The following is a 25,215-nucleotide window of genomic DNA, read 5'->3' as shown; positions in this document are numbered from 1 at the left end:
TCGATTTATTATTAGTATCCCGGATTTTGATTTCCCAAATTAGGATTCGTGCTAAATTCTGTCTGTGGTATTGGAAATAATCTGTCATCAGTATTCCAGCCTTGTTTTAAGCTATTTAAGGTACTATCAAGTTTTCCGAGGCGTTTTAAATCCATAAAACGATGTCCGTATTCCGTAAATAGCTCCCAGCGTCTTTCTTCAAGTACTGCATTTATAATTTCGTCTTTAGATAGAGCGGGAGTATCAGATAGGCCGGCGCGTCTGCGGATCAGATTTAAGTCCTCTTTCGCACCTATTAAATCTCCTTGAAAAGCTCTTGCCTCAGATCGGATGAGATATTGTTCAGCCAGGCGCAGTAGAACAGCATATTCTTTTGAAGTGGAAGTGGCATTGTTTTCTTTGTATTTATATGCATGATACCATGTACCAGCAGAACTTGAGACAGCTTTAACCCATTTTGTTTTTCTAAGATCTCCAGTTGGAAATTTATTCACTAGGTCATTATTCAAAGAAACAAGCGGAGGCGGAGCACTAGAAAAAGTAAAAAAAGAAGCCTGCAGTGTATTTAGTCCAGCTGCCCCTGATTGCAGCTGCCAGATAGTTTCCTTTGAGGATATTAAAAATACATTTTCTATACTTTCAAGATTGTATGTTCCTGACTGGTTTAAAACTGCTGAAGCCATATTAGAAGCTTCGGGATACATGTTTCGGAAAAGATAAATTCGTGCAAGAAGTGCTTCTGCAGCAGTTTTATTAGGACGGACCTTCTGTGGGACGATCTGATTTACAGGCAGAAGACTTACCGCATTTTCCAGATCGGAGGTAATTTTTTGATATACATGCTCTACAGGCGTTCTAGACATCGTACTGTTTGTTTTGTAATCTGTAGTAATGATGTAGGGGATATCTCCGAATAGATTGACCAGATAAAAATGAAGCAGAGCACGAACGAAATATGATTCTCCTTTGAGCTGTTTTTTCTGAATATCTGTTAGAACTTTGCTTTTCTCACAACCTTCTAGGACAGCATTTGCAGAATATATCTGGTTGTATGTACCGTTCCATTGCGAAGCAATTGTTGTATTAGAAGGCAGAAGACTGTTGTTATAAAAAGGCAGACTGCTGTTGCTGGGGTTTTGGGTACTGGTAATCTCGTCGGCATAACAGCCTGCAGTATTTGAAATTCCGAAAGCAGAACCTGTCAGAATACCCTTGTCCCTAATGTTAGAATAGATATCTGTAAGTGCGGCGGTTGCCGTACTGTAATCTTCAAATACAGCACTACTTGGTAATTGTGATTGAGGCTGTTCTACCTCAACAAAAGAATCACAGGAAAATGCAAGACAGCTTGCAAAGAACAACAGCAGGGATTTATATGTATTAAATAATGTCTTCATAATCTGTTTTTTAAAAAGTTAGTTGTACTCCAGCAGAAATAACTCTCAAGGGAGGAAGAAAACCGTATGAGGTAAATTCGGGGTCACCATCTGGATATTTAGTAAAAGTCAGCAGGTTCTGTCCCTGCAGCAGTAATCTTATTCGGCTCTCTTTTAAATTTACCGGAAGATCATACATGAGCGAAACATTTTTAAGACGTATAAAAGAAGCGTCAGTAATGGATCCATTACTGTCTGTGTACAGATAATCGGCTGTTAAAGCATCATTATTATAACCTGTTGTGTAAATTTGGTATGGAACAGAATCACCCGGATTCATCCATGCATTACTTATTCGCTGCTGCTGATTGCTCATCATACCTGCAGGTCCCATTGGATAGGTTCTGTTTTTCTGTTTCACAAACTGAAATAAAAAGTCAAGGGTTAGGCGTTTATAAACCAATTGATTTTGCAAACCGCCATAATACTTCGGGTTAAGATCTGCTGTGTTTTGACGGTCTTCCGGATATGATATAATTCCGTCGTTATTAAGATCTTGAAAGTTGTAGACGCCAGTTTGAGGATTAACTCCATTTAGCTGGTAAAGCATTGCAATGTTAAGCGGTTTTCCTATTCTGTATATTTGACTGTAGGAAGAACTCTCAAGTCTGGGAAAACTGATTAATCTATTTTTGGAAGCGGTAAAATTTAAATTCGTAGTCCAGCTAAAATTTTTTGATTTTATATTGTCTGTCCGCAAAGTAAATTCAAATCCAGAATTTTCAACTGTTGCATCTAAATTCGCCTGCAGTACAGTAAATCCGGTTACACCCGAAATTGGTATACCAACAAGCTGATTTGAAGAGCGGTTTCGATACCATGCAGAGGTAACAAAAATTCGATCCTGAATAAACCCAAGTTCAAGAGCGGCTTCAAGTTTTTTATTGGTTTCCCAGCCAAAATCTTCATTAAAAAGACGTGAAGGCTTTAGACCAATAACACCATTGTATAAAACACCGGAGGTAGTGTAGGTATCTAAGAACTGATAATCTCCAATCTGGTCGTTACCCGTTGTTCCGTAACTGGCACGCAGTTTTCCAAAGCTCAGCCATGAAGCATCTTTTAAAAAATTTTCTTTGGAAAAAAGCCATGCAGCGCCTACAGCACCAAAATTTGCAAATTGGCGACCCGGACCAAAACGGCTTGAACCATCCCTTCGTGCAGTTAAATTGATAATATATTTTTGCTCCCAGTTGTAATTAAAACGGGCAAAAACTGCCTGATATTTATAGAGCGTTTCGTCATTTAAGAGCATGCGAACCGTTTTGGCGGCAGCCAGATTATAAATAAGACTATTTGAGCTAAATCCAGTTGCCGACTGCTGTAGTCTATTGGTTGTCTGACTTTGAAATGTCGAGCCTAGCAGGATTTCCATTTTCCCTATAGAGGTGTTATCACCCCAGCTTATCTGTGGTTCAATAATCCATGAACTGCGATCGGTATTATTTACAAATATTGATGAATTGGCACTAGTTGGATTAAAAGCAGGGTTTAATGTAGTAGATGGCACAACGCGTGTTTCCTTACTGCCTAAGTCTGTAAATCCAAAACTGCTTTTTAAAGTAAGATTTTTTAATACTTCGTAAGAGAGCAGAGCGCTAGCGGTAAGATCATTAGTTACTGACTCTAATTTAGTATTAAGATTTCGAAGCGGATTGTCAAAGGTGTTGTCTTCCCAGTTTAGATTACCTGCGGTATCATAGAGAGCAGGAGCATTAGGAGGAAGCGAACGTGCATCATAAGTAAAATCATAAGATGGCTGATTGTTATTTTGTGAATTATAAACAGCAGAAAAATTAAAGCGAAATTTCTGGTCGGCGGATTTGTGATTCATACTGATTTGTGCTCCTCCTTTTTTATACAGAAAGGTACCGGGAAAAACAGTTGATTCAGAATAATAGTTACCCCCCGCAAGGAATTGAGTGTTTTCTGAGCCTCCAGATACAGTCCCATTAACATTATTTATCATAGCTGTTCCTCCGAGGAGTTCTCTCTGCCAGTCTGTATATCGATTCTGGTCCCAAGTTCCATTAACATCATAGTCCCATGAATTATATTCAGTAATACCATCGTTAACAAAAGCCTGCTTGCGCATAGATATATATTGTTGGGTATTCATGAGTTTAAGAAACCTTGTTACCTTTCCAAATCCGGTACTAGCGGTTATATTGAATTCGGTTTTTCCCGTCCGACCTTTTTTGGTGGTTATAAGCACAACACCATTTGCTCCGCGAGAACCATAAATGGCTGTCGCATCAGCATCTTTAAGTACTTCAATACTTTCGATAGTATCTGGATTAATGCTGTTAAGGGGACTTACAGGCGAAGGAAAAGCGGTATTTGTTATATAAGATCCCACTGCTTCTGATGAAAACGGAACCCCGTCAATTATATACAACGGCGTATTAGCATCACTGCGAAGACTGTTTTGTCCCCTAATTTTAATGTCAAAACCGCCACCCGGAACTCCTGTTGACTGAACAACACTTACTCCAGCCATCCGTCCCTGCATGGTTGCGAGAACATTGGTGACAGGCTGGGATTCAATATCTTTAGATGTTATTCTGGCTATGCTTCCAGTGCGCTCACTTTCCTTTACAGAATAGTAACCTGCATTAACCCTTACTTCCTGTAGTGTTGTAGTATCATATTTTAGGACGACATCAATTTTAGATCGTCCATTTACTGGAATTAAAGTTTTTTTGAAACCGATAAAAGACACAACAAGAGTATCAGTTGGCGATGCAGAGATCTCGTATTGTCCGCTGTAATCTGTAACTGCTCCGGTTCCGCTTCTATTTTTGACGACAATAGTTACCCCGGGCAGAGGGCCAGAACCATCGGTCACAGTTCCTTTAATTTGATTCTGCTGCAATTTATTGGTATTTGACCGGACTGGATTTCCGGCATAAACTGATGAGAAACACAATGAGAGACCTATTAAAATAAGGCAATAAAGTGCTTTCCCATCCTTGTAAAATGAAAAATAATTCATAATATTGGGATTGGTTAGTTAAATATGGATTTGACTAGCTAAAAGCTCTCTATGTTAGTTTGGCGACGAGATAGAGAGCTATTTTTGTATGAAGCAAAATTGCTTAGTACATCAGTATTAAAGTATTGTTTAATTCAGTGGCTATGTTAATTAAAATGTTTGACTTAAAAGCGAATGTCAAATTAAACAAAGAAGAGGTGCTATGAATTTTAAGAAGAATCGTCGCTTAATAAAGTGACGTGGAACTCGACTTATTGTTTAGAAGGATTTACTGGACTACCTGCGCACAAATAAGTGAGCCCACGCACTTTTAAGCGTAGGCATTTGCACTTATCATCTTGCGCGCTAAAAAAGTGTCCAGTTTTTCTAAGCAAGATTCAAAGCGAATGCTTCAAATATTTTTTTATGAAGTATCGCAAAAATATGTATTTCATTACAAATATAACAAAATATTTTAAAATGCGCATTTTCGTACGCATTATTTTTTTTCTATTAGCTTTTCTTTGTTACTATGGGCGACACAAGTAAAATAATATGTAAGTATATTTATAAGAACTGGATTGAAACTTATAAGTCTCAGCGTGCCTTCGGATTAGATCATGGAATAGAAGAGAGCATCGTAAGAAAAATAAAAAATACCGCTCTAAACAATAATCAATTCAATTATAATATTCCCGTAAATACTTTAAGTAAAATTTGTGAAGCGAAAAATATTAAAATTTCGGAATTCTTTAAATTAATAGAAAAATAATCAGAGGAGATGCTTTAGCATCTTTTTTTTTTAATCGCATAATGTACTTAGTTCAATGAATAATAATATTCTGTTTTTACGTAAAAGCGTAATTTAAAACAAGAATGATTATCTATGTTTGTAACAAAATTAATTTATGAGCAAATGTGACCTTTTTAAAAACATTTCTGAAATAATTTGGGATAAAATTTGTAGAAATCATTTGAGAGACAACAGGTTGAATGAGGAAGGTATCTCAAGAATTATAGTTTTGGATGAAATTCAAAACTACATTGAAAATAATATGACATTTACGGTATTTGCCCAGAAATCGCTAGATGAAGTTAATACGGGTAGTGATTTAGAGCTATATATAGACAATGGTCAATCACAGTTCTTCAGGGTCTTATTGCAAGCAAAAATGATGGAAAGAGATTGTCGATTTATGCATCTTAATAGAGATTCTGGCAATACAGGTAGAAAACAATATGATACTTTAGATGAATTTTCTAGAACAGTTAAATGTGATGCTTATTATTTGATGTATAATGGCTGTCCCACCTATAAAAAAATAGATTATGATTGTGCCGGCCAATATGATGAAAAACAATTTGGTTGTGCAATTATGTCTATACAAGATATTAAAAATCATTGTGAAAGTTATAAAACTGGAACTTTAGGTACAGCCAATAATCCTAAGCCGTTCGGAAGACCATGGCGTTTTCTGTCATGTTGTAATTATCAGTATGTCAATGGTAGCAAATTATATAATTTAGATGAAATCGATATGGATAATCATTTTGAGAGTTTGTTTAACCCAGGTGGATTAACCGGCTTTATAACAGTAGAACAAATGAAAAATAGGCAAACTGTAGAAGATAGCAATGAAATAATACATAAAGACGGATGGAATCCATTTGCTAGAATAATTTTGAGTAAAAGTGAAATGAGAATCGGAGCTGACGGTTTTCTGAAAGTTTAAAACTTTTAAAATAGCCTAAATTATTAATCTATAAGACATAAAAGTATATAATTGCAATCGGTTTAAAATATGATACACTATAGTAAAATACCTCCTAAGTTACTGCTTCCAAAATATAAAAACCAAGATATTAGCATATTAATTGGAGAAAATGGAAGTGGTAAAAGTTCGTTATTAAATGATATCTCGTATTTTTATTTGTCGCAAAATATGCAAGTGATTGCAATCGCGAATAGTATTTATGACAAATTTTCTTCAAGAAATAAAAAGCAAAAAGCTTTGCGCGCATCATCAGGAAAGAATTTAGCTCAAAAGACACTGATAAATACATTGAAAGAGTTAAACCAAGACGATTCAAAGCGATTAAGAAACATAGGAATAACATTGGACTATATTGGTTATGATCCAATTGTAGGTTTTGGAATAAAAGGACTAGACTTGGAATTCCGAGAGAAGATTATTGCTTCAAATCTCGCACCAGATTTAAAGGAGATTTTTTTATTTTTCTTAAATAGATTTATTGATGAAAATTTTCATAATAGTAAAATTGTTCCTGTAAATTTCTATGTAAATAATTTTGATGATTTAACTAATTCTTTTTTAATTCAGATATTTTCATTCGAAAAAGAACTCAAGTCTTTAAAACTTATAAAAGGAATAGATGTATATCTTTCTAAGAAGGGAACCTTGATTCCACTGGCAGGTGCTAGTTCAGGTGAATTATCTTTGATTACTACACTTCTGTTTATTACTGCTACAATAGATGATACCACTGTGATATTAATTGACGAACCAGAAAACAGCCTACATCCTAAATGGCAAATTGAATATATAAGGAGGCTAGATGAATTGTTTTATTTTTTTGAACCTAAAATAGTTGTTGCAACTCATTCACCATTAATTATTAATGGTGCGGAATTACATGCAAAAGATATTAACATCTTTAAAGGTATTAATGGAGAATTTATTTTAAATAAGGATGAGAAAGTCAATGTAGAGGAAATATATCAAGAATATTTTGATATAACAGCTCCACAAAATCGATATTTATCTGAGTATCTCGTTGAAAAACTAAATTTGTTAGCTTTAAAAAAAATTGGAATCGGACAATTTAGGAAGGAAGTTTTAGAGCTTATTGAAAGTTCATATGATAACGAACAAAAGAAAGCCTTACGCCAAGTCTTAGAGATGAGTGATCAAATATTAAAAGAAATATCATAAAATGCCTTTAGATTATACAGATGACGAACTAGTTGCGATTAATCAAGCGCTTTTACCAGGTGGAAAAGGTTGGGATGATGATCTAGTTGTAGGAATAAGAACTAAAATAAAGAATTATTATCTAGTTGGAGATTTTTATCAATGCTGTTATTGTGCATCAATTTTCAATGGAGTACATAGAATTAGTATAGACGTTGAGCATATATTGCCTAAGGGTAGATTTCGTAGTATTACTTTTGATGAATTAAATGTTAATGTTGCATGCAAAAAATGTAATTTAACTTCAAAAGGTCAAAAAACTGATTTCGTTGTCGATTTAGTTGCTATGGGTACTGATTATTATCGATCTGAACATTATAAATTTATTCATCCTAATTTAGATATTTATACTGACCATTTAGTGATTGTTACCAATAGAGTTGGAAACAAATATTTAAATAAATATGTCATTAAAACGCAAGATAAAGGTGCCTATACCTACAATTATTTTAAATTAAAGGATTTTGAGATTGATACTTTTAATAGAGCGCAAGGAATTTCTGAAAAAAGTGTTCTTTCAGAAAAGTTTTCAAATTATTTACGTCAAAGTTTATTGACTGTTTTATCAAAACTATAATAGATTACTAATATTACAAATTTTGAATTGAAAATAGTGAAGGTACTTTTGTCATAAAATATATATCAACATTCGTATCGATTAAAGAATTATTTTTTAATAACGAACTATATAATCTCCTTTCTGAGCTGCTCTATAAAAAAAGCTGTTGGCATTCCAGTCTTAGCTTTAAAAACATTTACAAAAAGCTGGGTACTGCTGAAACCAGCTTCATCAGCTAATGCTTTATTTGTAAATAGACGTGCTTGTTTGTCGGTTTGGAGAAGATCAATAATAAAATCGATTCTAAGATCATTAATGTACTCTGTAAAAGCTTTATCACGGTAGTGTCGTATAATATTCGATAAATACCTTGGATTTGAATTAAAGGCTGCTGATAGTTTTGTAAGATTCCAATCCTTTTCTATATATCTTTTTTCTTTTTCAAATTTTTCAAGTTGTTTTAAAATTGTTGATTCTGTTTCAGGACTAATATCCAAAATAGCAGGTTTTTCATTACGGGGTCTTGCTTTGTTTAGAAAGTCAGTTTTACTATTTTTCAGCATCAGTTCATCAAACTTTTTTTTGTATAACTTTCTATTTCTAATAGACCGATAAGAAAGAAAAAGAATACCAAGAAACAATATTAAAGTGAACACTACAAGAACTGAGTAATTTTGATCTTTCTTTGTAAGCTGGGCCTGTATGTTTTCTTTTTCAAAGAGTAGTTCCTGCGTTTGGTATTCTTTGTTTATTTTTCCAACTAAATATTTAAAGGTATCATTTAAGATGCGGTCAGCTTTCAATAGCTGGTCAATGTAATAGAGCTGCAGTTTTGGGTTTTCACTTGATTTGTAGTAATTGATAAGAAGCTCATACATTTCTCTGATGTCAGGACGAATGTAACCTTTAGTATTAAATAGATAATCCACTTTTTTAAAATAGGGTATAGCCAAGTCAAATTTTCTTAGTTCCCAGTAACTTTTTCCAATATAAAAGTACCCTGCTGACTCATTGCCAAAGTCTTTTTTTTCTTTCAGTTCTTTTATAGTAGATTGGATGTTTTTTATAGAGGATGTATAGTTTTTCTCGAAGTATTCATTAATCCCTTCTGAATGTATAAAATAAATTTCTACTTCTTTAATCCCCAAATCTTTTGATTCTTCTAATCCCAAGGCATTAGTTTCAGAACATAATCCGTAGTTACCTTTTCTATTATAACATAGACCTAATGAATGGAGTGAATTTAAATAGGGTCTTGGTTTGTCTTTTTTAAAGTAAAATATACATTCTTTCAATAAAGAGATAGCTTCGTCATAATATCCTAAATAGAGTTTTGTCAAAGCAATATGATACTTTAATTTATACTTTAAGTAATCGTTACTTGTTTTTGAAATAAAGCTATTTGCAATTATATAATTGTCTAAAGCTGAATTATGTCTCTTCAAACTATAGTACACGATACCTTTAGTTAAAAAAGAAGAACCAATTAGAATGTCACTTCCAGATTTTTTAGCTGCGTATATCATGCTGTCGGCATAAACAGTTCGTAATTTTTCGGACGACGCATGCAGTAAGTTTTGATAACCTGTTACTTCTTCTTCACAGTTTTTTTCGCTTTTGGCTTTTCTCAAATAAGTATGTAAATAAATAAAGGCTTTTGAGCTGTCTTTCGCAAACTCATCAATTTTTTCATCAAGATACTTGTAATTCTTATTTTTTAAAGAATCGGGAATTTGAAAACCTTTTTTTTGGGCTTGTAAACATTGAGAAAAGAATAATAAAAATAAAAGTAATTGATAGCACTTCATACATAAGGAGTTTTGGAGAATAATTAATTAACAACTACCGTAGGAGAATAATTACTATAGCGATATTATCTTACAATATCTTAACTCAAATATAATATAAAGTATTGAAGTTTAATGTGTTAAAATTCGTAAAAGTATGTATGGATTTTCGGAAAATCCATACATACTTTTCGGAAAATCCATACATAACAAGTTGCGGGAAATTTTTCAACAGAATAGATTTGCCATGAATTCAAAAGCAAAATGTTCAGTATCGTGCTGAAAAAAGTTCTGCTTATCCGGATGAAATGGACTGAGAAGAAATTCTCATTCAACCTTCAAACAAATCCTATCATGAAAAATTTTTTATTTCTTACTGCAATTTTATGCCTTTTAGCATCGTGTTCTAATGATTCTGATTTCGATCCACTTTTAATCGAAAACTCTGATGAGACAGTACCAAATCTCAAAATGAATCCAGAAAATCAAAGAAATTATTTTGACTTCAAAGGAAAAGCATATTATGATGTTCTGGTAGATTATCAAAGTAATAATCAATTTCCAAATTCAATAGATCAAATGTCTTTGCAAATACGCTATCTTAAATCGCATATTGAGAAGAAAAATACTCAAAAAAGCAAAATTATATTTAACGACTCAATTGTAGAATCAATAATGGCTGATCCCGATAACTGTATGATCAATATTGTACAGAATAGCCAGCTAACAAGTACTGCAAAAGGTACTCTCATTAATTTCCTTCAAGGTTTAATCAATCATAGACAATTAGATTTTACGACATCCTACAATTATATTGTTGGATACGAAGAAACTATTATTGACAGCAGCTCTTTTGACGAGGATGAATCGGAAACTATACTGACAATAACTTCAATTTCCAGATATTCTTTATATTCTGAGGCTGAACGGAAAGATAAAGACTGGGATCTATCCGCAGGAAATAAACCTGCAAGAAAATTCTTTTCGACAAATGATGCATCGATTATTTCCATAATCGCGCTATTGCAGAACTTAATTTAGCTTTCCTCTTGATTAACATTTATAACAATTTTATGAAACCAAGAATTATTTTGTATACACTGTTGATCATATTTAATCTTGTGAGCCTTTATTTCATCATAACGCTTTTTGGTTATGATGAAATAGTTGGCTACATAATTAAAGGTGGCAGAAAAGTTATAGACCCTAGAAAATTAGCCTATTTATTATTTCTGACCTGTCTTTTGAACTTGTACTTTCTTTCAATAATTCTGATGGAAAACTCATTTAAAAATGAGCGGTAAATATACAACGTATTAATCTATTGAATTCCGAACTCGAACTGCTTATGCTTAAAGATTTAATTAATATTGATTTAAATGAAGTGCCACATGATGGATTGGATATTCATGTTATAAAAAAATATATAGTAAGAACAGCTAGTGAAGAAACATTCACCACTAAAAATTTATCAATTCTTTTAATAAAATCAGGCAACTTTAAAATTCAGTTAATGGAGGGGATTCAAGATTTATGTCCATGGGATCTCTTAGTGATTCCTAAAAACTCTAATTTCACTCTGATTGAAATACAAAAAAAGCTTCAATTTTATCTAATTTCTTTTTCATCCGAATTTGCAATCAAAAACTGCCTGAAAAAAGAGCTTGTTGAGTCGTTCTATTTCTTTATTAGAAATACTTCGATAAGATTTCCTCTTGAAGAGAAAGAGTTTTTGGTTTTATCTCTGATATACAGACTCATTTATTTTGTTAACAAGGATAAAAAAAATAATGGTTTTGATTACGAACTGCAAAGAATCAGTTTTAATTTATTTCTATATGAATTGAAGCTAATTTTTTCAAAATATACATCAGATTCAGCATTAAACTTTTCAAGAAAAGAAAGTTTGATGATTCAATTTCTAGCCTTATTATCAATTCACTCAAAAAAACAACATTATGTCAATTATTATGCTGGAATAATGTTTGTTACCCCAGGACACTTAAATAAAATAGTTAAACAACTAACAGGTAAAACTGCAAAAGAACTTATTGCAGAGACAATTATTATCGAGGCCAAAAACCTACTAGAGGACTCACATCTAAGTGTAAGTAAAATTTCTGAGGAATTAGAATTTCACAGTATTTCAAGCTTCAGCTTTTTTTTCAAAAATCACACATCTTTAACCCCAACTGAGTATCGTTCGAATTCTATCGAGAGATTCAAGCATCGTTAGTTTTCGTTGTATTAATTTTTTAAATTAAACAATACTATGATGAACAAAATATATCCTCTAGAATGGTTTGACTCATTGATAACACAAACATTAAATATAAATAATCCGTTACTTAAAAAATTTTCTAAGCAGGACTTTATAATTATTTCAGAACATATAGAAAAAGAATCAAAGAATATACAAAACGCGTTGAAAAAGGAAATTTTTCTCCTGCGCAAAAAAAGAGAGGTTCGTCTGCAGGTGCGAAAATATCACTCGACAATTGTATATCTACTCGATACAGTTATTGAAAACCAGAAAACAATTTTTCAGGACACTTCTGAATTGTCGATTGTCTTTAATCTACTCCGGTCTAAATTGGAAGAAATTCTGTCACTGGTCGAAAATAGATTCCTTAGTTATTTAAGCCTTGATGAAAGAGTGCCGATTACTTATTTGATGCTATCAAGAAATGAACTTGAAATGAAATTAAGGAAACTTTCAACAAAAGCTTCGGAAAGCAGCATCATTTTGAAAATTATTATTAGAAACTTATCCCAGTTTTTGAAGTCATTTTCAGGAAAAAAGATAACTTATCGTCAGCTTTTGTACCAAAAGGAGCTACTGAAGGGGATTAAAAATATTGGATGTATTAATGACGAAATTATATTTTCAGAAATTGATAAAGTCTTAATTGAGAAGAATTTTAACAGCGCAGAGTATGTTGACTATATTATTGAACAAATAAATAGTGAATTAGAAACTGAACCTTTAGCACATCGCATTACGAAATTGCTTTTCTTTCAAAAAGAATTTGACAGAATTTATTCCAACGAAAAAGTGTCATTTGACCCCAACAGGAGTAACATAAAAAATGTAGTAGAAAACTGGTTTGTGCAAGAAATTAATTATTTGAACAAAAAGTTAGATATTGAACTTAAAGTTGAACAGGAAGACGTTGCTAGTATTAAGTTTTCGGGTGACTCAACAGACAATAAACTAGAATGTGATTTATCTGCAGATCAGATTGCCTTGATACTTAGAGCTGCTGATGAGTCAAGAATAGTTAAAGCACGTTCTATGAATCATTTTTTTAAGATGATCGTTCCTTATTTATCAACTCCTTTTAAGAGAGAGCTTTCTTATCAATCTGTTAGAAGCAAATCATATAATGCAGAGGAACGTGACAAGGATATAGCTGTACAAACGCTGGAAAGGCTTATTAAAAAAATAAATTCATATTAGTGAATGATTTTAAAAAGAAATAATTCTCAATTGAGAAAACAATAAATTGAGTAACAAATTTTATTATTTACGACACATTATAAAACCTTAGTAGCATGACCTTAATAGCCATATTTTTTCCGTGTATTTCCTTTGTTCTCAGAGGAAAGATTCTGACTGCACTGTTGTGCCTTATTTTGCAGATTACTTTAATCGGCTGGATACCTGCAGCGATTTGGGCGGTTGTTTCACTGCAAAATTCGAGAGCGGAAAGACGCAATAATAAATTAATTAAAGCTATGAGAAAGTAGCACAAAACTTTTTCAGTTATAGAATACCCTGTAGAAATAATAAATTTTATTATTTCTACAGGGTATTTTTTCAGCAATAACCCCTGTATTTACTGGGGGTACAAAAAGGTACAACAAAAGTTGTACTTGTACAAGCTTCTTTGTAATCGTTCCTTTGACCTGTAAATAAATCGGAAAATCTCTTATGCAGATTTATTACAAGAGTTGATGTATAACGATAAATGAAAATGATTATGCTTTCAAATATTTCATGGAGTAACTATGCGCTTATAGTTATCGTAGTATTAGTTTTTTGGTACATTTTTATAATACTTAAATTTTATTCTGGTCCGCTCAAAGAATTGCTAAATGGTAAGCAAAAAATTAAGCTGTTTAAAAATTATTCCAAAATGGAGAACAATCTGAGTAACGATATGTTTTCAGAATTTAAAGAACCGTTCGATACTCTGGAAGATGCCAGGGAGCTTTTTGCTAAACTGGAAAAAGCAGTTGCAGAGTCGAGTCAAAACAATCTTTCGTTAACTGAATTCAAAAACTATATAAGATTTATACTTGAAGGATATCCATATGTTAAGAAATCTTCTCTTCGAGAAAAAATCAATTCTCTTATGGTCTCAGAATGCGAAAAGCACCCACAGCTGATTATTACTTACCCGGAAATGGATGGGTTGTGGGATGAGGCCATTTAATAAAAATTTACAGAGGAATATTCCCCGTCCGCGCTTGTGCGGTATGGTAAAATGTGACAATGAGAAGAGCTGATGTGACGGCGGTATTCCTCTGTTATATTATAAAATATAACCTTTAAATGATGGATGATGAAAAAGTGGAGATGGAAATTAAAGAGTTTTTTAGAGAAGAAAAAAGTACTAGCTGCTTCTTTTCTTATGGGATTGCTGATAAATGGAAACGGATTTGCCCAAGACGGAGTAGCCGGAATAAATGAGGCTAATCAAAAGGTTAGAAGTTATTTTGATGCGGGTACAGAATTGATGTATGCAGTTGGCGCGATTCTCGGGTTAATAGGAGCTGTAAAAGTTTATCAGAAGTGGAACGCCGGAGATCCTGATACCGGTAAAGTAGCCGCTGCATGGTTTGGCAGCTGTGTGTTTTTAGTAGTGGTGGCGACTGTTATCAAATCTTTTTTTGGGGTATAATGTCGGTAAGTGTCTACCAAATCAACAAAGGAATCAATCAGAGTATTGAATTTAAAGGGCTCAAAGCACAGTACATCTGGTATTTGGGCGGAGGGGTTGTATTCCTTATGATTGTTTTCGCCGTGCTCTACATTATTGGTATTCCATCCATAATCTGTATTGGATTTGTTGGAATTTCAGGAACCATATTAGTTGTTAAGATCTATAAGATGAGCAATACTTACGGTGAACATGGTATGATGAAAGCATTGGCAAAGAAACAGCTCCCAAAGAATATCAAAGTAAACAGCAGGCGTGTTTTTATAATGTGATAGTTATAGAGCGTTAAAATATAAAATAATGTGTAATGGATAAGATGATAGAGGAAATTTTACCGATACTGGATGTTGAGCACAACTGTATTTTATCAAAACAAGGAGATGTTACAATAGTATTTAAAGCGGAACTTCCTGAGATTTTTACAATGTCTGATCAGGAGTATGAGGCTTTTCATCATTCATGGATTAAAGCGGTAAAGATTCTGCCGAAATTCTGTGTCTTTCATAAGCAGGATTGGTTTTTGGAAAATGGTTACAAGGCTGATTTTACAAACGATGACACCAGTTTTTTAAGCAGGAGCAGTGAAAGATTCTTTAATGAACGATCATTTTTAGATCACACCTGTTATATTATGCTGACTAAAAAGCCGGCAGGGAGAAAGAATTCCAGTTCCTTGTTTTCGACGCTAATTAGAAATTCTCTAGTGCCTGAGGAAACTTTAAAACCGCAGTTACTTCAGGATTTTCTGGATTCGGCAGGACAGTTCAAAAGAATTTTGGAGGATAGCGGATTTGTAAAGCTGACTCAGTTGAAAAAAGAAGAGCTTAAAAGCCAGAGTAGGAAAAAGGGGCTTATAGAGCAGTACTGTTTTTTGTCGGAGAAGAAAAATGAATTTATATTTAATGATGTTTCTTTTAAAGACGGACTGAGAATAGGGGACAAGCACTGCCAGCTTTTTACCATTGGTGATGCGGCTGATCTACCGGGACTCTGCGGATCAAGAATTGATTTTGACCGTTATTCAACCGATAAGACAAAGTTTAGTATCGGTTTTGCTTCAACACTCGGACAGCTTTTATCTTGTAACCACATTTACAATCAGTATATTTTTATCGAGGATTCTCAGAAGACAATCCAGAAGCTGGAAAGTAAAAGACTCAGGCTGCAGTCCCTATCGGCTTACAGCAGGGAAAATATGATTGCCCGTGATGCAACAAATGATTTTTTGAATGAAGCCATTGCTCAGCAGAGACTTCCTGTAAAAGCGCATTTTAATGTATTGGCATGGACACATAATGAGGAGAGTCTGAAAGAAGTAAAAAACAAAGTTTCCTCAGCCCTGGCCCAGATGGATGCGGCAGCCAAACAGGAAACAGTGGGAGCACCTCAGATATACTGGGCGGGAATGCCTGGTAATGCGGCTGATTTTCCAATGAATGATACGTTTGACACTTTCACGGAACAAGCAGTCTGTTTTTTAAATATGGAAACGGGATATCGATCCTCTTTGAGCCCTATGGGAATCAGGTTAGGAGACCGATTGACAGGAAAACCCGTTCATGTGGATATCAGTGATGAACCGGTCAAAATGGGAATCTGCACCAACCGGAACAAATTTATTCTGGGACCCTCTGGAAGCGGCAAATCCTTTTTCACTAACCACATGGTCAGAAGTTATTATGAACAAGGGACACATGTAGTTTTGGTGGATGTAGGCCACAGCTATAAAGGATTATGCGATATGGTGAAGGGATATTATTTCACTTATGATGAGAAGAACCCTATCCGTTTTAATCCATTTTATATTTCAGAAGGGGATAGTCTTGACACCGAGAAAAAAGAAAGTATCAAAACCCTTCTCTTAGCACTGTGGAAAAAAGATGATGAAACATTTAATAGAAGTGAGTATGTGGCGCTTTCCAATTCATTGCAGTTATACTACGATAAACTGGATAGAGAAAGTGAAATCTTTCCCTGTTTTGACAGCTTCTACGATTTCCTAAAAGATGAGTTTGTCAGGATTCTGGAGGGTGATAAGGTAAAGGAAAAAGATTTTGACATTACCAATTTTCTTTATGTATTAAGACCTTACTACAAAGGAGGTGAGTTTGATTATCTGCTCAATGCGACAGAGAATCTGGAGCTTTTAAAAGAACGTTTTATTGTATTTGAACTGGACAATATCAAAGATCACCCGATACTTTTTCCAGTGGTCACAATCATAATTATGGAGGTATTTATCAGCAAAATGAGAAAGCTGAAAGGTATTCGCAAAATGATTTTAATTGAGGAGGCGTGGAAAGCCATTGCAAAAGAAGGCATGGCAGAATATATTAAGTATTTATTTAAGACCGTGAGAAAGTTCTTTGGAGAGGCTATTGTAGTAACTCAGGAAGTGGAAGATATTATTTCATCGCCTGTTGTAAAGCAGGCGATTATCAATAATAGTGACTGCAAAATTCTTTTGGATCAAAGCAAATACCAGAACAAATTTGACCAGATCCAAGAGCTTCTTGGGCTTACGGAAAAGGAGAAAGCACTGGTATTATCGGTAAACAAAGCCAATGATCCCTCAAAGAAATACAAAGAGGTGTTTATTTCTCTGGGAGGAATGTCTTCAAAAGTATTTCGCACAGAAGTTTCACTTGAAGAGTATCTGGCTTATACAACTGAAGAAAGTGAGAAGGTAAAAGTAAACCAGTATGCTGCAAAGTTCGGAGGCGACATCAGAAAAGGAATTTCAGCACTGGCAAATGAGATTAGAAACGGCAATTAAACTTTAGAGAAATGAAAACAAAAATCATTACCTGCATAATCTGTCTTCTGCTAATAAGTACACCGGCAAGACCCGCAGAGAAAGCAGCTGTACTGCCGATACTTGAAATTGTAAAAGCAGTAACTAAGAAAGTAATCAAAGCAATTGACCTTAGGATTCAGAAACTGCAGAACAAAACCATCTGGCTTCAGAATGCACAGAAAAAAGTTGAAAATGTATTATCCAAATTAAAACTCGATGAAATATCCGACTGGACAAAGAAACAGAAAGAACTCTACAAAGGTTATTATGATGAGCTTACTAAGGTAAAAACAATAATTACGTACTACCAGAGAATAAAGGAGATCACGAAGAAACAGACCAGACTGGTTCAGGAATATGAAAGGGCGTGGAATCTTTTTCAGCAGGATTCTCATTTTAAAGAAAGCGAAATACACTACATGAAAAGTGTTTACGATGGTATTTTGGAAGAAACTATAAAAAATATTGACCAGATATTTTTGATTTTAGACTCTTTTACTACGCAAATGAGTGATCTAAAAAGACTTGAAATCATTAATAAAGCGGCCGATGAAATTGACTCCAATTATGATGACCTTATCCTTTTTAACCAGCAGAATATAATGCTCAGTCTTCAGAGAGCTAAAACAGAGGCTGATGTAAATCAGGTAAAACAATTTTACGGAATTCCATAATTAAGCAAAATAATTATGAAAAAAATCATTTTATTATTAGCAGCTGTGCTAATTTTTCCTAATGGAATGAAGGCTCAGGCAAAACAAAGAAAGGAGCTACTGCTCCAGATAGCAGCACTTCAAGTCTATATAGATTATGCAAAAAAGGGATACTCTGCCGTTTCGAAAGGTCTGAATTTTATTGGTGATGTAAAGAAAGGAGAAGTAAATCTTCACGCAGATTATTTTGCCTCACTTCTGAAAGTTAATCCCAAAGTGAAGAACTATTATAAAACTGCAGAAATTATTTCAATCCAGTTTAAGATTATGAAAATCTGCAGAAAAACCACCAGCAGTTTTAAGGCCGCTGAACTATTGCATGGGAATGAACTCGATTATATAGAGAGATCCTTTAAACGGCTTCTTGAAAACTGCGGCGACACTTTGGACCAGCTTATAGTCCTTACAACTGATTCAAAACTTGAACTCACCGATGACCAGCGCATAGAGCGTATAGATGAACTTCATAAGACGATGCTGGATGATTATAATTTCTGTGTTTCATTCAGTAAAGAGGCTGAGATTTTATCTTTATCAAAAGCAAAAATCAAAAAAGATGCAGCCACAGTGCGTAAAATGTATGACCTATAAAATATAGAATCATGAAAAAAATATTCATTTCAGTAGTTATCGCAGTGACATTGTTTCTGCCGTACAAGGCAGGAGCGCAATCAGCAGAAATCCAGCAGCTGATCTTGAATATCGAAAAACTTTCCCAGTTCAAAAAGATTTTAAGTGATATGAAAAAAGGATATGAGCTGCTGTCCAGAGGATACAAGACAGTAAAAGATATGTCAGAGGGAAATTTCAACCTTCATAAAACTTTTTTAGATGCCCTGATGCAGGTCAGCCCTGCAGTCAAGAATTATAAAAGGGTAGGGGATATCGTAAATCTGCAAGTTCTTTTAGTGAAGGAAAGTAAAAAAGGATTGGAGCGGTTTATAAAAAGCGGCAGTTTCAGCCAGAAAGAACTCGGTTATTTTGAAAAAGTGTATGGAAATCTGCTAAACCAGAGCCTGAGAAATCTGGATGAACTGACCATAGTTATAACAGCGGACAAGCTTAGGATGTCAGATGACGAAAGACTTACTGCGGTGGATAATGTTTATCTGGAAATGCAGGATAAGTTATCCTTCCTTAGAAATTTTAATGCCTCATCAAATTTACTGCTGCTGCAACGAATCAGAGAATCAAAGGATGTTTATGCTACTAAAGAACTTCATGAATTAAAAAACTAAAATAATGAATGTTTTAAGAACCTGTAAAAATCTGTTTTTTATAATTGTTATATGGTGTATACCATGCGCTGTTAAGGCGCAGGGACTGGGAGATGATATGCAGAGCCTGCACTCGGTATTAGACCAGCTTTATGATGAGATGATGCCCTTATGCAGTAATTTAATTGCTGTAGGGCAGGGGATTGCAGGATTTGGTGCTATCTGGTATATAGCATCGCGTGTGTGGCGCCATATTGCAAATGCGGATCCAATAGATTTTTATCCTCTTTTCAGGCCTTTTGTAATCGGATTCTGCATTATGATTTTCCCGTCAGTCCTCTCCCTTATTAATGGTGTAATGAAACCTACTGTAACTGCTACCGCTGCAATGGTCTCGGGTTCGAATAATGCTGTTGCAGTCCTTTTAAAAGAAAAGGAAAAAGCAATTAAGGAAACCGATCCGTGGAAAATGTATGTTGGTGCTACAGGTACCGGCGACAGGGACAAGTGGTACAAATATACACACGATGAAGATCCATCTGATGAGAGCATGCTGGCCGGAATTGGCAACGATGTAAAATTTGCGATGGAAAAAGCATCTTACAACTTTAGAAATTCTATTAAGGAATGGATGAGCGAGGTACTTAGGGTACTTTTTGAAGCGGCAGCACTCTGCATCGATACGCTCAGAACATTTCAATTGGTTGTATTGTCGATCCTTGGACCACTTGTATTTGGAATTGCAGTTTTTGACGGCTTTCAGCATACCCTTACAGTATGGCTGGCGCGATATATTAATATTTATCTCTGGCTTCCTGTCGCCAATATTTTCGGCAGTATCATTGGAAAGATTCAGGAGCTAATGCTAAAGCTTGATCTCTCTCAAGTACAGTCCACAGGAGATACTTTTTTCAGCAGGACCGATATGGCTTACCTCATATTTATGATCATCGGCATTATAGGATACTTTACGGTTCCCTCAGTAGCTAATTATATTGTACATGCGGCAGGAGGTGGCGCTTTAGGGCAAAAAGTTACAAGTTTATTCGGAAGTTCATCAAGCACGATGGTAACCAGAACAACGCAGGGAGCTGGAATGGTTCTCGATGCAATGGGTGATGCTGATACCAGAATGACCAGAAGTATGTCATCTTCGGCTGGAAGCAGTCCTTATTTTGTGGAGAAAGGAAATTATATGAGCGACAAGCTTAAAGGAAATTCATAATAAACTTAAAAGAACCGCTCATGTTTACTAAAATGAAAAATATAGATACAGCATTTCGATATGTTAGAGGATTTACAATGCTGGTAATTGTGGTGTGCATCATTGTTTGCTGTTACACACTGTATAAGAGCTTTGAATCTGTTGCAATGATGCAGGACAAAGTATATATTCTGGCCAACGGAAAAGCCCTTGAAGCGTATTCTTCGGATCGAAAAGATAATGTGCCAGTGGAAGCGAGGGATCATGTCAAAACATTTCATATGTTTTTCTTCACGCTTGATCCTGATGATAAAGTAATTAAAACAAACATTACAAAAGCGCTTTACCTGGCTGATGACAGTGCAAAAAGGATTTATGACGATTTGAAAGAAAATGGTTTCTATTCCGGAATTATTTCGGGGAATATCAGCCAGACCATCCGAATTGACAGTATTACAATAGAAGTCAAGGAATATCCTTACCGTTTTAAATGTTATGCAAAGCAAAATATTATCAGAACCACCAGTATTTTGAAAAGAAACCTTATCACCCAAGGAAGTCTGCGTAATGTATCGAGAAGTGATAATAATCCACACGGCTTTTTAATCGAACGGTGGGAAACCATTGAAAACAGAGACATCGGTGTTGAAAACAGAAAACGATAAACGATGAAAGCGATCTTTAAAAAACGAGATGAGCCTTACATCTACCCAGAATATTATATGCAACTTCAGAAATGGTGGGTTGAACAAATGACCAATCTTACGGCTGGTCTGTCAAAGACAAAACTGATCATTTTTCTTATTCTGTTTGTGTTTCTGGCAGTTAGTTATCTGACTTATAATATCTGTACAGTAGTTTCAGGGGATACTTCCTCAATTAAAAATACATCTGTAATTTCTAAGGTAAAACCAATTAATGAAACAAATAATTGAACTATGGAAACAAAAACAATATCAGTTAAAGAATCAAAAAAGCGAAAAATGCTTCTTGTTCTGCCTTTAATAACACTTCCTTTTATCACTATTCTATTTTATATTTTGGGTGGAGGCAGTATAGAAGCGGAAACTGCTGAAAATAATCAAAAAAAAGGTTTCAATTTTAATCTTCCAATACCAAAATTTAAGGAAGATTCCACTCTTAATAAAATGAGCTATTATGATCAGGCTGCATCGGACTCATTAAAACTGCTGGAACAGATAAAAAAAGATCCCAATTACATAAATGGTGATAAGACTGCGGAGTTTGACCAGGTATTTAATGAGGAAGATTTTGAAAGAAAGATTTTTCCAAACGGAAGGTCGGCGTTAAATTCAGACCCACTTCAGCAGGGAAATGAAAAGAAGGTCTATGAAAAAATAAAAGCGCTGCAAGAGATAATAAATAAACCCAATACCAATGATAGGTATGGTCAGGACATGAGCGAATTTGAAAATTATGGTGCATCAAATGAAACTTCAAAACAAATAAAAACCTTAGAGCAGATGATGTCTTCAATGGCAACTGCTCAGGAGCCTGACCCAGAACTTCAACAACTTGGAGGTATGCTTGAGAATATATTGGATATCCAACATCCAAGCCGCGTAGAGGAAAGATTAAAACAGTCTTCTGACAATAGAAAAGGGAAAATTTATAGTGTTAACAGAAAAAAAGAAATCAATATTACAACGTCCCTAGAGCAGAAGATAGGTACTGCAACCAATTTAAAAGGGAATTCATTCTATGGAGTAGATGAAACGTTAGAATCTGAAAGCCAGCCCAATTCAATTGAGGCGGTAATTCATGAAACTCAGACCATTGTAAATGGATCTATTGTAAAGTTGCGGCTCCGTGTTGATGTTATGCTGCAGGGTACATTAATTCCTAAAAATACATTTCTGTATGGGACCGCATCTTTGAAAGGCGAAAGGCTTGAGGTGAAAATCAATAATATCCAATATAGAAACTCCATTTTTCCGGTTGAACTATCGGCGTATGATATTGACGGCATCGATGGAATTTATATTCCGGGCGCGATAAACAGAGATGTTGCGAAAGCTTCTGCAGATCGTTCCATCCAAACATTGGGATTGACAGGAGTTACGGATTCCTGGGGCGCTCAGGCTGCAGGCATGGGCATTGAAGCGGCAAAAAGCCTTATGAGTAAAAAGGTTAAGCTGATAAAAGTTGTGGTTAAAGCTGGTTATCAGGTACTGCTTTATGATGAGAAACAAAAGAATTTGAAATAACTAAAAAATATAAAATGAAAAATAGAAATTGGATTTACTTGCTGTGTTTTTTGATTACGGCGGTATCGGGATTTGCACAGTCAGTTGGTAGAAAAACGAACTATAATGCGGATAATCTTAAGAATCTTCAAATTGCTTATTCAAAAACGACTAGCATCGTTTTTCCCTATCCTATTAAGAGCATGGACAAAGGAAGTGCAGATGTTCTAATGCAGAAAGCTAAAGGTGTTGAAAATATTCTATTACTTAAGGCAGGAAAACAGAATTTCGCACAGACTAATCTTACTGTAGTTACAGCTGATAACAGACTTTATGTATTTGTACTAAACTTTGATGAAGAGTGTCCTGATTTAAATATAAGTGCTGATAATCTGGCGGTAGTTAATGATGATATACTCTTTTCAATGGAAAACGAGAACCAAAGGAAAATTGAACAGTTTGCTGGGCTAGCATTGTCTAAGAAGAAAAAGATAAGTGGAATTCAGCGATCAAAATTTGAGATGAAGATGACTGTCAATGCTATTTTTATTCATGACGATATAATGTACTTCAGGCTCATACTAGAAAATACTTCAAAAATTGGTTATGAGATTGACCAGCTTCGCTTTTTTATTCGTGATCAGAAAAAATCAAAACGCACAGCATCACAGGAAATTGAAATAATTCCTCTTTATTCTACAAATAATGCAAGTGCTATTGCTGATAAATCAGAAATGACCGCTGTTTATGCTTTATCAAAGTTTACAATTCCGGAGAAAAAATACCTTACTATCCAGCTGATAGAAAAGAACGGCGGCAGGCAGCTCGAAGTTAATATTAGGAATAACATGATTTATAAAATAATTCGACTATAGGCATTAGGAAATAGTGCCTTTAAATTCCATAATTCTATCATGACAATAAATATAAATGATGTTGAAATTCTGCTGAGTTTGGCTGAGGAATTTGCAGAAGCGGGCTATGTCTATAGTGCCTTTGAAATGGATCGAATTTGTGATGCTGAAAATATCGAGTTTTTTAGAAACACTTGGGACGCGCAAGAATACTGTTTTATTATGACTAATGATGCAGACTATTTTAAGAGTGTAACTACAGAGTCACTTATAAATGATTTAAGGGTTGTTCTGCAGAGCGGAATCGATATTTCGCAGAATGAGGCATTTGATCTTACCGAATTTGCCAATCGGGAAAGGGAAAGAAAAGAATTGTTAGAAAATAACTTAAATATAAATATTATGAATCAGAAAAATTTAGAATACCTGAAAGACCAGTTGAAATATACTGGATTTGGAGAGACGTTCGATCAGGTCCTGAAAGAAAAGATTATGCAGGGTGAGAAGGAATTTAAGATTATGAGAGAAGGAGTATACGGTTCAGATTCTATGAATACGGTCCTGAATTTTAAAAAGTCAGATCAGAGTGATATGTATTTTTTTAATTCGTATCATGTAAATCTTCAAAAAGAAAATTCAAAAGAATCTTTAGAACAAACCTTTTATATTAACGGTAGCGGTGGTAATATTACGCTCAAAGAGGCTTACAACTTAATGGAAGGCCGTTCTGTAAATAAAGATCTAAAAAATAAGGACGGAGAACTTTATAATTGTTGGATTCAAATAGACTTTAAAAATAGTGATGACGGCGGCAACTTCAAATTTAATCACTATCATCAAAATTACGGCTACGACTTAGAAGCTAGTGTTGCTAAGCACTCAATCAAGGAATTGGAAACCCCCAAGTATAAAGAGGATTTGCTGAATTCTCTTAAGAAAGGAAATCTTCAATCAGTGACTTTTGTAGTCGGTGGCGCTGAAAGCAAGATGTATATCGAAGCAAATCCACAATTTAAGACTGTAAAAGTTTTTGATGAAAACATGCAGAGAATTAATCACCGTGAAAGTAAAGAAGAGAAGAAATCAATACTTGAAAATCAATCTGTTTCAAAAGAACAAAAAAAAAATCTTGATACTGATTCAGACTCGTCGGAATCTGATAATAAAAAGAACAGTAAAAAAAGTAAATCTCATTCAATATAAGAGTTATGGAAAGCTTAAAGCCATTGTATAATTTCTTTACTGCGATCGAAAATGATTTTCGTGTCAGTCCAACGCATATAGCAATTTTTGCGGCTTTATTACAATTCAGAAACAGTAATGGTTTTGCAAATCCAATTGAAGCATACAGATATGAAATCACTCCAGTTGCTAAAGTATTATCAGCTTATACATATCATAAATGTATTCGAGAATTGAGTGAGTATGGTTATTTGAAATATGAGCCGTCATCAAAAAAGACTTTTAGAAGTAAAATTTACTTTTTCGATTAAACTAAAATGAATCAAAAGCCCAGTAAGGGCTTTTT

The 25,215-nt window shown here is 34.4% G+C and carries 24 protein-coding genes; 21 read left to right on the top strand and 3 right to left on the bottom strand.

All coding sequences use genetic code 11. The annotated features are described in order from the left end of the window. Window positions 1-11: 11 nt before the first annotated feature. Complete coding sequence (locus JC605_RS08425; protein WP_072953457.1) at window positions 12-1,397, bottom strand: RagB/SusD family nutrient uptake outer membrane protein; 1,386 nt, start codon at window positions 1,395-1,397, stop codon at window positions 12-14. Window positions 1,398-1,407: 10 nt separating this feature from the next. Then, window positions 1,408-4,431, bottom strand: coding sequence for a SusC/RagA family TonB-linked outer membrane protein (locus JC605_RS08420; RefSeq protein ID WP_072953455.1), 3,024 nt, complete (start codon window positions 4,429-4,431; stop codon window positions 1,408-1,410). Window positions 4,432-5,318: 887 nt separating this feature from the next. On the opposite strand from JC605_RS08420, the gene JC605_RS08415 reads away from it, so the two are divergent. The 3 genes from JC605_RS08415 to JC605_RS08405 all read left to right on the top strand — a co-directional run bounded on the left by JC605_RS08415 (window position 5,319) and on the right by JC605_RS08405 (window position 7,980). Next, window positions 5,319-6,143 (top strand): DUF6615 family protein, encoded by an 825-nt coding sequence (locus tag JC605_RS08415; RefSeq protein ID WP_198855761.1) that lies wholly within the window; start codon window positions 5,319-5,321, stop codon window positions 6,141-6,143. Between the two features lie 69 nt (window positions 6,144-6,212). Beyond that, on the top strand, window positions 6,213-7,364 hold the full coding sequence (locus tag JC605_RS08410; protein ID WP_198855760.1) for an AAA family ATPase: 1,152 nt from the start codon (window positions 6,213-6,215) through the stop codon (window positions 7,362-7,364). A 1-nt stretch (window position 7,365) separates the two neighbouring features. Further along, window positions 7,366-7,980, top strand: a complete 615-nt coding sequence (locus tag JC605_RS08405; RefSeq protein WP_072953446.1) for an HNH endonuclease — start codon at window positions 7,366-7,368, stop codon at window positions 7,978-7,980. 107 nt (window positions 7,981-8,087) lie between these two features. Here JC605_RS08405 and JC605_RS08400 read toward each other — a convergent pair whose 3' ends face one another. Next, complete coding sequence (locus tag JC605_RS08400; protein ID WP_072953444.1) at window positions 8,088-9,770, bottom strand: AraC family transcriptional regulator; 1,683 nt, start codon at window positions 9,768-9,770, stop codon at window positions 8,088-8,090. Between the two features lie 333 nt (window positions 9,771-10,103). Between JC605_RS08400 and JC605_RS08395 the strand changes: the two genes are divergently transcribed. The 18 genes from JC605_RS08395 (at window position 10,104) to JC605_RS08310 (ending at window position 25,180) form a co-directional block, all read left to right on the top strand. Next, a complete protein-coding gene (locus JC605_RS08395) occupies window positions 10,104-10,790 on the top strand; it encodes a hypothetical protein (RefSeq protein ID WP_123887303.1) in 687 nt (228 codons plus the stop codon). Window positions 10,791-11,097: 307 nt separating this feature from the next. Further along, window positions 11,098-11,985 carry an AraC family transcriptional regulator gene (locus tag JC605_RS08390; protein WP_072953439.1) on the top strand — a complete coding sequence of 296 codons (888 nt, stop codon included), beginning with the start codon at window positions 11,098-11,100 and terminating at the stop codon, window positions 11,983-11,985. Window positions 11,986-12,021: 36 nt separating this feature from the next. Further along, window positions 12,022-13,209, top strand: a complete 1,188-nt coding sequence (locus tag JC605_RS08385; protein ID WP_072953438.1) for a hypothetical protein — start codon at window positions 12,022-12,024, stop codon at window positions 13,207-13,209. Between the two features lie 95 nt (window positions 13,210-13,304). After that, window positions 13,305-13,499 carry a YqaE/Pmp3 family membrane protein gene (locus JC605_RS23895; protein ID WP_072953436.1) on the top strand — a complete coding sequence of 65 codons (195 nt, stop codon included), beginning with the start codon at window positions 13,305-13,307 and terminating at the stop codon, window positions 13,497-13,499. A gap of 233 nt (window positions 13,500-13,732) precedes the next feature. Further along, entirely contained in the window at window positions 13,733-14,188 is a 456-nt protein-coding gene (locus tag JC605_RS08375) for a hypothetical protein (RefSeq protein WP_123887301.1), read from the top strand. Window positions 14,189-14,317: 129 nt separating this feature from the next. Next, window positions 14,318-14,656: a DUF4134 domain-containing protein gene (locus JC605_RS08370; protein WP_072953432.1), complete on the top strand. Its 339-nt coding sequence runs from the start codon at window positions 14,318-14,320 to the stop codon at window positions 14,654-14,656. Beyond that, window positions 14,656-14,967, top strand: a complete 312-nt coding sequence (locus tag JC605_RS08365) for a DUF4133 domain-containing protein (RefSeq protein WP_072953429.1) — start codon at window positions 14,656-14,658, stop codon at window positions 14,965-14,967. Before JC605_RS08370 ends, JC605_RS08365 begins: the two co-directional genes overlap by 1 nt. 35 nt (window positions 14,968-15,002) lie before the next feature. After that, window positions 15,003-17,471, top strand: coding sequence for a TraG family conjugative transposon ATPase (locus JC605_RS08360; RefSeq protein WP_198855759.1), 2,469 nt, complete (start codon window positions 15,003-15,005; stop codon window positions 17,469-17,471). Between the two features lie 11 nt (window positions 17,472-17,482). Next, entirely contained in the window at window positions 17,483-18,166 is a 684-nt protein-coding gene (locus tag JC605_RS08355; protein ID WP_198855758.1) for a conjugal transfer protein TraI, read from the top strand. 15 nt (window positions 18,167-18,181) lie between these two features. After that, window positions 18,182-18,796, top strand: coding sequence for a hypothetical protein (locus JC605_RS08350; RefSeq protein WP_072953423.1), 615 nt, complete (start codon window positions 18,182-18,184; stop codon window positions 18,794-18,796). Window positions 18,797-18,807: 11 nt separating this feature from the next. Beyond that, entirely contained in the window at window positions 18,808-19,443 is a 636-nt protein-coding gene (locus JC605_RS08345) for a hypothetical protein (protein WP_072953421.1), read from the top strand. A gap of 4 nt (window positions 19,444-19,447) precedes the next feature. After that, window positions 19,448-20,647, top strand: coding sequence for a conjugative transposon protein TraJ (gene traJ / locus JC605_RS08340; protein ID WP_072953419.1), 1,200 nt, complete (start codon window positions 19,448-19,450; stop codon window positions 20,645-20,647). A gap of 32 nt (window positions 20,648-20,679) precedes the next feature. Beyond that, window positions 20,680-21,291, top strand: a complete 612-nt coding sequence (gene traK, locus JC605_RS08335; protein ID WP_233074059.1) for a conjugative transposon protein TraK — start codon at window positions 20,680-20,682, stop codon at window positions 21,289-21,291. A 3-nt stretch (window positions 21,292-21,294) separates the two neighbouring features. Further along, on the top strand, window positions 21,295-21,561 hold the full coding sequence (locus JC605_RS08330; protein WP_072953414.1) for a hypothetical protein: 267 nt from the start codon (window positions 21,295-21,297) through the stop codon (window positions 21,559-21,561). Window positions 21,562-21,564: 3 nt separating this feature from the next. Continuing rightward, complete coding sequence (gene traM, locus JC605_RS08325; protein ID WP_072953413.1) at window positions 21,565-22,854, top strand: conjugative transposon protein TraM; 1,290 nt, start codon at window positions 21,565-21,567, stop codon at window positions 22,852-22,854. Window positions 22,855-22,868: 14 nt separating this feature from the next. Next, complete coding sequence (gene traN, locus JC605_RS08320; RefSeq protein ID WP_072953411.1) at window positions 22,869-23,708, top strand: conjugative transposon protein TraN; 840 nt, start codon at window positions 22,869-22,871, stop codon at window positions 23,706-23,708. A 39-nt stretch (window positions 23,709-23,747) separates the two neighbouring features. Further along, complete coding sequence (locus tag JC605_RS08315; protein ID WP_084074392.1) at window positions 23,748-24,890, top strand: hypothetical protein; 1,143 nt, start codon at window positions 23,748-23,750, stop codon at window positions 24,888-24,890. A gap of 5 nt (window positions 24,891-24,895) precedes the next feature. Next, window positions 24,896-25,180 carry a hypothetical protein gene (locus JC605_RS08310; protein ID WP_072953409.1) on the top strand — a complete coding sequence of 95 codons (285 nt, stop codon included), beginning with the start codon at window positions 24,896-24,898 and terminating at the stop codon, window positions 25,178-25,180. Window positions 25,181-25,215: the final 35 nt, after the last annotated feature.

Source organism: Flavobacterium sp. IB48 (assembly GCF_016405855.1).
Taxonomy (GTDB): Bacteria; Bacteroidota; Bacteroidia; order Flavobacteriales; family Flavobacteriaceae; genus Flavobacterium; species Flavobacterium ginsengisoli.
This window is presented reverse-complemented; position numbering and strand designations above follow the sequence as displayed.